The organism is Cohaesibacter intestini (genome assembly GCF_003324485.1).
GTDB lineage: Bacteria > Pseudomonadota > Alphaproteobacteria > Rhizobiales > Cohaesibacteraceae > Cohaesibacter > Cohaesibacter intestini.
Map to the genome: position 1 here is coordinate 1 of NZ_QODK01000017.1, position 7,038 is coordinate 7,038.

Below are 7,038 nucleotides of genomic sequence, written 5' to 3' on the forward strand. Positions count from 1 at the left end.
GCCACAGCACAGAACCTGCGCAAAATGGCAAAGCTGCTCCCAACTCCGGCATGAGGGAGCGTCGAGCCTCCCAAAACCGCCCTCCGTTTTGCGCTGCAGCACTTAATTTTTCAACAGAATTGGCGGATAGCTGACATTTCCTGCTGCTGCGAGATCTCCGTTGCCTCAGGCTAAAGCGGCCATTCAAGGGACCTCTGGGCGCATTCAGACTGAGGCCACCGGTTCGGGTGGAGAGCCCTCATTCGCTGTAACCGCATGAAGCTCTTGGGCATACATGGGCACGGCACTCTGGAAGAGGGGCTGCGACCAAAAAACTTAACACCAAGGTCTCCGGCGTTTCGCCTCAAGGCAGGTGAGATGCTCACTACCCACCATGCGATTTCCACCGCCCCCTGCAAGCATGCAAAGCGAAAGGTCAGATATGCAAAAACTGGTAAGGCCCTCGAGGTTGAGCGGGGCTTCACAACCGCAGGTTAAGTATATATGTTCTCGCCAACGCGGAAATTCCTGCGAGGAGATACCGGTTTTATGAAACTTACACGCATTGAAGTTTTCAATTTTCGCAAATTGCGGCGCGCCTGTCTCGACATGTCGGATAAGCAAACTCTGCTTGTCGGGGCGAATAACAGCGGCAAGACATCGGCCATGAAAGCTTTGCGCAAGTTCCTCAAGGATCGTGGCGGTATCGACACGCGTGATGTGACAGCCTCAAACTGGGCAGTGATCGAGCAGATCGCGGGCGCCTGGACACAGGAGGTCGAGGCGGATCTTAGCCCGCTCCTAGTCCAGCTTCCGTTTCTCGACGTTTGGCTCCATGCGGAGACTTCAGAGCTCCACCATGTTGCGCACCTAATCCCAACACTTACCTGGACTGGTGGGCCACTGGGCGTGCGCCTACGCTTGGAGCCCAAAAAGAGAGCGGACATTAAGTCGCAGTACCTGGCCGCGCGAGAGGCCGCTCAGAAGCTGCAGCCAGGCAGTGCAACGGTGAACGGGTTCGCGCTTTGGCCACGCGACTTTCGGGAATTTTTGGACAAGCGCCTGACGGACCTGTTCGAGCTGAACGCCCATCTTATGGACCCTGCGAACTTTTCACCGGTCGGAGCAGTAGCACCGCCGCCACTGCCCCCCCAGTCAGAGGGGATCGGCCCAAATCCATTTGCCGGTCTCCTGCATATTCGTGAGATCAACGCGCAACGTGGGTTCGCCGATGCCGGTGACGGGAAAGACGATGATGGCGAGCTCGTCCATGCCGATAATCGCAAGCTTGCAAGCCAGATACAGCCCTATTTCCGCAAGCATATCGACCCTGAAAAGGACCCCACGCCGAACGATGTCAAAGCGCTTCAGGCGATCCATGATGCCGAAGCGACATTTAATGCCCGTCTCAAGGATGGCTTCGCCGATGCTATCAAGGAACTGGAAAATCTCGGCTACACCGGAGGTCTCAACAATCCGAAACTAACCATTGCCACGCAGATCAAACCCGTTGATGGGCTCGATCACCCGGCGGCTGTGCAATACGATATCTCAGGCGACACATCTGGCGTGAAGCTGCCTGAAGGCTACAACGGCCTAGGCTTCCAGAACCTGATCTCCATGGTGTTTCAGCTCATGCGTTTCCGGGATGTCTGGATGCAGGTAGGTAAGTTTAAATCACAGGTGGTTACCCCGGAAGACAGGGGCATCGAACCCCTGCAACTGGTGCTGATCGAGGAGCCGGAGGCGCATCTACATGTTCAGGTGCAGCAGGTCTTCATGGCCAAGGCTTATAAGGCGCTGCGCAACCATGAAGATCTGAAGAAGGAGGACTCGGCTTTTACCACGCAGCTGGTCGTGAGTACCCATTCTGGCCATATCGCGCACGCGGCCGAGTTTGAGGAGCTGCGTTATTTCAAGCGCGAACTGCCAGGTCACGGAGTTGTGCCCACAGCCGCAGTCGCAAATATGACGGGGCTCTTTGGCGCGGACACAGAAACTCGCCGCTTCGTGACTCGCTATCTGCTGAGCACACACTTTGATCTTTTCTTCGCGGACGCCGTCATCGTGATCGAGGGTGCTGCGGAGCGGATCCTGCTGCCACATCGGATCCAGCATCACTACCCTGTCTTGGCTACGGCCTATCTATCTTTCCTAGAACTAGGGGGTAGTCACGCGCATCGAATGCGGCCTCTGATCGAGGCGCTGGAGCTGCCGACGCTGATCATCACCGATCTCGACGCGGTGGCAGAGTTAGGCAAAGAATCGGCCCAGCCTTGTTGTGGGGCCGCACAAACCACTGCTAACCACGTTCTAAAGACCTGGCTCCCCAAGCTGGCGGAGATCGACACGCTGATGGCCGCTCCACCAAACAAACTCTGTCATACCGATGCCGCCCGCCCCATAACTGTCGCCTATCAGACCCCGCAAGAAGTGACGCAGGGTGCGCTGACCCAGACCATCACGCCCAGCACGTTCGAGGATGCTCTTGCTCTGGCCAACACGGAGGTCGTGAAAGGCGCTGCAAAGGCAGAGCTAGCTTGCCGCATGACCCGCGCTTTTGAAAAATCCATCTCCAACGAACCCACGCCAGAGGACCTCGCCAAAGCGCTCTTTGATCGGTTAGTCAAATACCCGGAGAAGGCCGCCTTCGCACTGGACCTCCTTTATGTCGAGGATATCAAAGCGCTGCGCGCGCCGCCCTATATCGACAAAGGCCTGACTTGGCTCGCACGCCAGCTGACGGGCGAAGAAGGAGCGATATGATGGATGTGACCGACGCCAACCGCGACGCGGCCGCTGACGCTATGATTCGCGCATGCCTGTCCCTCGATCAGCCGCGCAGCTTCTTTCTTTTTGCCGGGGCGGGATCAGGAAAGACGGCCTCTCTCAAGGACGCACTTGAGGAGTTAGACACAAAGACCATGACCACCTTGCGCAAACACAGTCGCAAAATCGCTGTGATCACCTATACTAACGCCGCCGCAGATGAGATCACGCGTCGCGTCAAGGCAGATCCGGTGTTTCAGGTGCAGACCATCCACAGTTTCGCCTGGTCGCTCATCGAAGGACGCACTGCGGATATTCGAGGCTGGCTGGAGAGCAACCTGCAGACAGAGATCGCCAAGATCGAGGCAGACCATGCGAAGGGCCGGGCGGGTAAAGCCCATGACGAACGCGTCAGGAAGATGGCCTCCAAGAAAAGGCGGCTGAAGCGCCTGGCCGAGATCCGCGCCTTCACCTACGCGCCCGAGGGAGACTATTTCGGCCGCGATGCGCTGCAACACTCTGAGGTCATTGCACTCGCTGCACATTTCCTAACTGAGAGCGAGACATTCCAGAACATCGTTCTGGCGCGCTACCCGTTCATCCTGATCGACGAGAGTCAGGACACGATGAAGCTCTTGATGGAGGCGCTTTTGACCTTCCAGGCGCGCCATCGCGGCAGCATCGCCCTAGGCCTACTCGGGGACACGATGCAGCGCATTTACACCGATGGTTTGCGCGATCTCGACCAACGGGTAGGGAATTTCGCGCAACCGGCCAAGCAGATGAACCACCGCAGCCGAGCGCGGATCGTGGATTTGGCGAATGCGATCCGCCGCGACGATGATGGCCGCCAACAACGGCCGCGCGAAGACAAGCCGGGTGGCACCGTGCGCGTCTTTCTTGCCCCGAGCGAGGGCACGGATCGCAAAGCCTTTGAAGCTTGGACACGGGAGGAAATGGCCCGCATCAGTAAAGACCCCACATGGCAGGACGCGGAGGCGATCAAGACCCTCATGATCGAGCGTCACATGGCCGCCGCACGCCTTGGTTTTAGTGAACTGTTTGAACCCCTGAGCAGACCCGACAAGCTCAAGGACGGGTTTCGCGATGGCACCTTGCCCGCGATGCGGCTTTTCACCCACCGGGTCTTGCCTTTGGTGACAGCACAAAAAAATGGGGATGCCTTTGCCGCAATGGCGGTGCTGCACGACTGCTCACCGCTTGTCGATAAGAGATTTATCAGGGCGGTGCGCGGAAGCCAGGCCACTGGCCTCGACGCGGCGCGGGCGGGCGTCGCAGCGCTGATGACGCTATTTAAGGACGAACGGGATCCGATTTGTGCCGAAGTGTTAATGGTCGTGGCCGAGCACCAGTTGTTCCCGATCCCCGAGCAGCTTCGGCCCTGTTTGCCTAACAATAGTCCCATGGCCGACATCCTTGCCGAGCTTGGTCCTTTGTTTGACGAGATGGACCTGCCTGCGCTTGAGGCCACACCACCCACCGAAATCACCATCACCGAGGCCTGGATGCAGGCGCTTGAGGCCCCGTTTTCCCAAGTGGCGCGATACCTCGCCTATGTCGAAGACCGCAGCCCCTATGGCACCCACCAAGGAGTCAAGGGGCTTGAATTTCCCCGGGTTATGGTGATCGCCGACGACGATCGTACACGCTTCAAAGGCCTTGCGTCGTATGAGACGCTGTTCGGGGTGAAGCCCCTTAGCCCAGACGCGCAGAAAAAGGCGGACAAAGGCGAGGAAACTGCGATTGAGCGCACCCGCCGTTTGCTTTATGTCACCTGCACACGGGCCGAAGAGAGCCTAGCGCTTGTGCTGTATTCCGAGGCCCCCGACACGATCCGCAGGTTTCTGCTATCCAACAAATGGATGGTCGAGGATGAGGTCGTGATGGCTGCGGCCAACGGCACCTATCAGGAAGCTGCACCGAAGCACTGAGCTATTTTAGTGATGAATTCAGCCGGGCAATGATGCATCGCATCAGTCTGCTTGGAGCCCAAAGCGGGCGTTGGAAATGATGTCGTGTTCGCAGTCGAAAAGAAAGATTCTGTCAATTTGGGACCAGTAAAGAAATGTTGCCTGTCGGTCTTCTTTACAAAACAAACCCCAATTTCTGTCGTTGAAGCACGGCCTTGGATAACTTCAAAGGTTTTGTATTTTCATAACAACTAAGCGTCGGTCTTCTTCCTATAGTCTTCCATTTTCTTGCGCAGCCACGGCCTACTTCTCTCTATCAACCCGTGCTTTGCTTCCCAATCGAGGCGCGTTTGAATATTATCTTCTTCCGTCCACGGTCTTACCCCTATTCGGGAGGGGCGTACACCTAAGTCAGGGTAACCCTTTGAAAGTGGTAGGAAGCCTTCCATATTCAGAGGGTTACACCCGCTATTCGTCCGCCAAGAATGCTTTCACGGCATCCTTGGTGGGCATGGGAGCAACAGCACCATAGCCTTGCGTTGACAGGGCGGCTGCCGCATTGGCATAGCGTGCGGCTTCGAACGGATCGTCACCGACGGCAATCCGACTAAGGAAAGCCCCGTCAAAGGTGTCGCCTGCCGCCGTAGCGTCAACAGCTTCCACCCGACGTCCCTTGATGCGGCGTCTTTCATCCGCGGTCGCAACCAATGTGCCTTCGGCCCCCAAGGTCAGAGCAACAATGCTGGCTCCCAGTGCGAGATAAAAATCGGCAATGGCGTCAGGATCATCCAAGCCGGTCAAATGCTGGGCATCATCAAGGCCCGGCAAAGCGATGTCGCACTGACTCATGCCCGCATGAATGACCGCGCGTGCCCGCTCAATCGGCCAGAGCTTGAGTCGCAAGTTGGTGTCAAAGGAGACCTTGCCCCCCGCCTTTTTGACCATGTCGATGGCAGTAAAAACCGCGTCGGCTGATGTGTCCGAAATCGCCTGAGAAATGCCGGACACATGGAGGATTTTGCAGGACGCCAAGGCTTCGGCGGGCAAATTCTCAGGCGTCACCTTGCTGCTAGCGGAGCCGGCACGGAAATAGCTGAATTGATGACCATCCGCCCCATGGGTGACAAAATAGATGCCCGTATGGGCGTCTGATACCTGCTTAACTGCACTGGTATCGACCCCTTCGCGCGCCCAGAGATCCATAAAGCTGTCACCAAAGGCATCGGCACCGATATGGGTGAAATAGCCGACGGAAGCGCCTTGTCGTGCTGCAGCAATGGCGCAATTGGAGGTATCCCCCCCATGTCCGGGCAAATAATTGCCGTCTGGTTGCTGGTTGAATTCAAGCAGAGGCTCTCCAAAACAAAGGATATCTGGCATTGCGGGCTCTCACTATTTTTCGAGGAGGGGTGCGGCAAAAGCCGAAGGCCATCGCCGCAACCTGAAAAGGGCCCCCAAGTGTGTTGCACATAAGTGCCTTGCGCACATGAGGGCTCCCGGTTCAATCACTCAGCGGTGTAGCTTTTGCCAACACCGGGGATCTTCCAGATCCGGAAATTCGGAATGTCCGGGTCCTTGAAGTTCATGTCGCCATCAACCCAGAAATGCAGATGGTTGGACACCACATACAGGGCGCCATCCGGCCCCCATGCCAAGGTGTCTGGCCAATTCATGTCTGGATGATGGGCAAAGCGGGACAATTGCCCGGTCTTGCCGTCCAGCTTCATGATGCCGTCCAGCGACAGGGCGGTCATATAGATGTTGCCCTTGTTGTCGGCGGTCATGCCATCGGTGTTGGACGGCAAGGATGTGACCACATCAACGCCATTTTCTATGACGGTTTCGGAGACGCCAAAGTCACGCAGCAAATCGGTATCGAGGCTATAGAGCGTGTTGCCGGTCAGGTTGGTCCAATAGACCGTATCCTTATCGGCAGACAGGGCGATGCCATCGGCGCCGGTCTGCATTCCACCATTCTTCAGCACCTGACGATTGTCGATGTTGAAGAAAAAGTGTGGTTCGTTGTTGGTGAATTTGTGCTGATCCAGAATCCGGCGGGCCTTGTTCGCCTTGGAATCATAGACAATCAGTCCCCCATGCAGCGGATTGCAGAAAATGCCGCTATCGGCGATATAGGCAAAGCCGGTATCATTGTCGACGGCAAGGTCATTGAGGAAAGAGCATTTCGGATCGGCCTCTTCGGCAGAGAAGTTGATCCGCTGGATTTCCTTTTTGGCCTTGATGTCCCAGAGCACAAGCTTGGCATCACCGGGCTTGTTTTCGCCGCCCGCAACATGGCCCTGATCAAGAATCCACATGACATCATTGCGGTCGATCTCGAAGCCAAGAACCGCTTTCA

General features: G+C 56.7%; 4 protein-coding genes. 2 read left to right on the forward strand and 2 right to left on the reverse strand.

Annotated elements, in window-relative coordinates; translation table 11 throughout:
- Positions 1 to 528: 528 nt before the first annotated feature.
- Together DSD30_RS21265 and DSD30_RS21270 are read left to right on the forward strand one after the other, a co-directional pair.
- Positions 529 to 2,745, forward strand: a complete 2,217-nt coding sequence (locus tag DSD30_RS21265) for an AAA family ATPase (protein WP_114011773.1) — start codon at positions 529 to 531, stop codon at positions 2,743 to 2,745.
- Positions 2,742 to 4,700: a UvrD-helicase domain-containing protein gene (locus DSD30_RS21270; RefSeq protein WP_114011774.1), complete on the forward strand. Its 1,959-nt coding sequence runs from the start codon at positions 2,742 to 2,744 to the stop codon at positions 4,698 to 4,700. Before DSD30_RS21265 ends, DSD30_RS21270 begins: the two co-directional genes overlap by 4 nt.
- 447 nt (positions 4,701 to 5,147) lie before the next feature.
- On the opposite strand, the gene DSD30_RS21275 is transcribed toward DSD30_RS21270, so the two are convergent.
- Positions 5,148 to 6,059, reverse strand: coding sequence for a sugar kinase (locus tag DSD30_RS21275; protein WP_114011775.1), 912 nt, complete (start codon positions 6,057 to 6,059; stop codon positions 5,148 to 5,150).
- Between the two features lie 125 nt (positions 6,060 to 6,184).
- A partial coding sequence (locus DSD30_RS21280) for an L-dopachrome tautomerase-related protein (RefSeq protein ID WP_114011776.1) occupies positions 6,185 to 7,038 on the reverse strand: 854 nt, incomplete at its 5' end.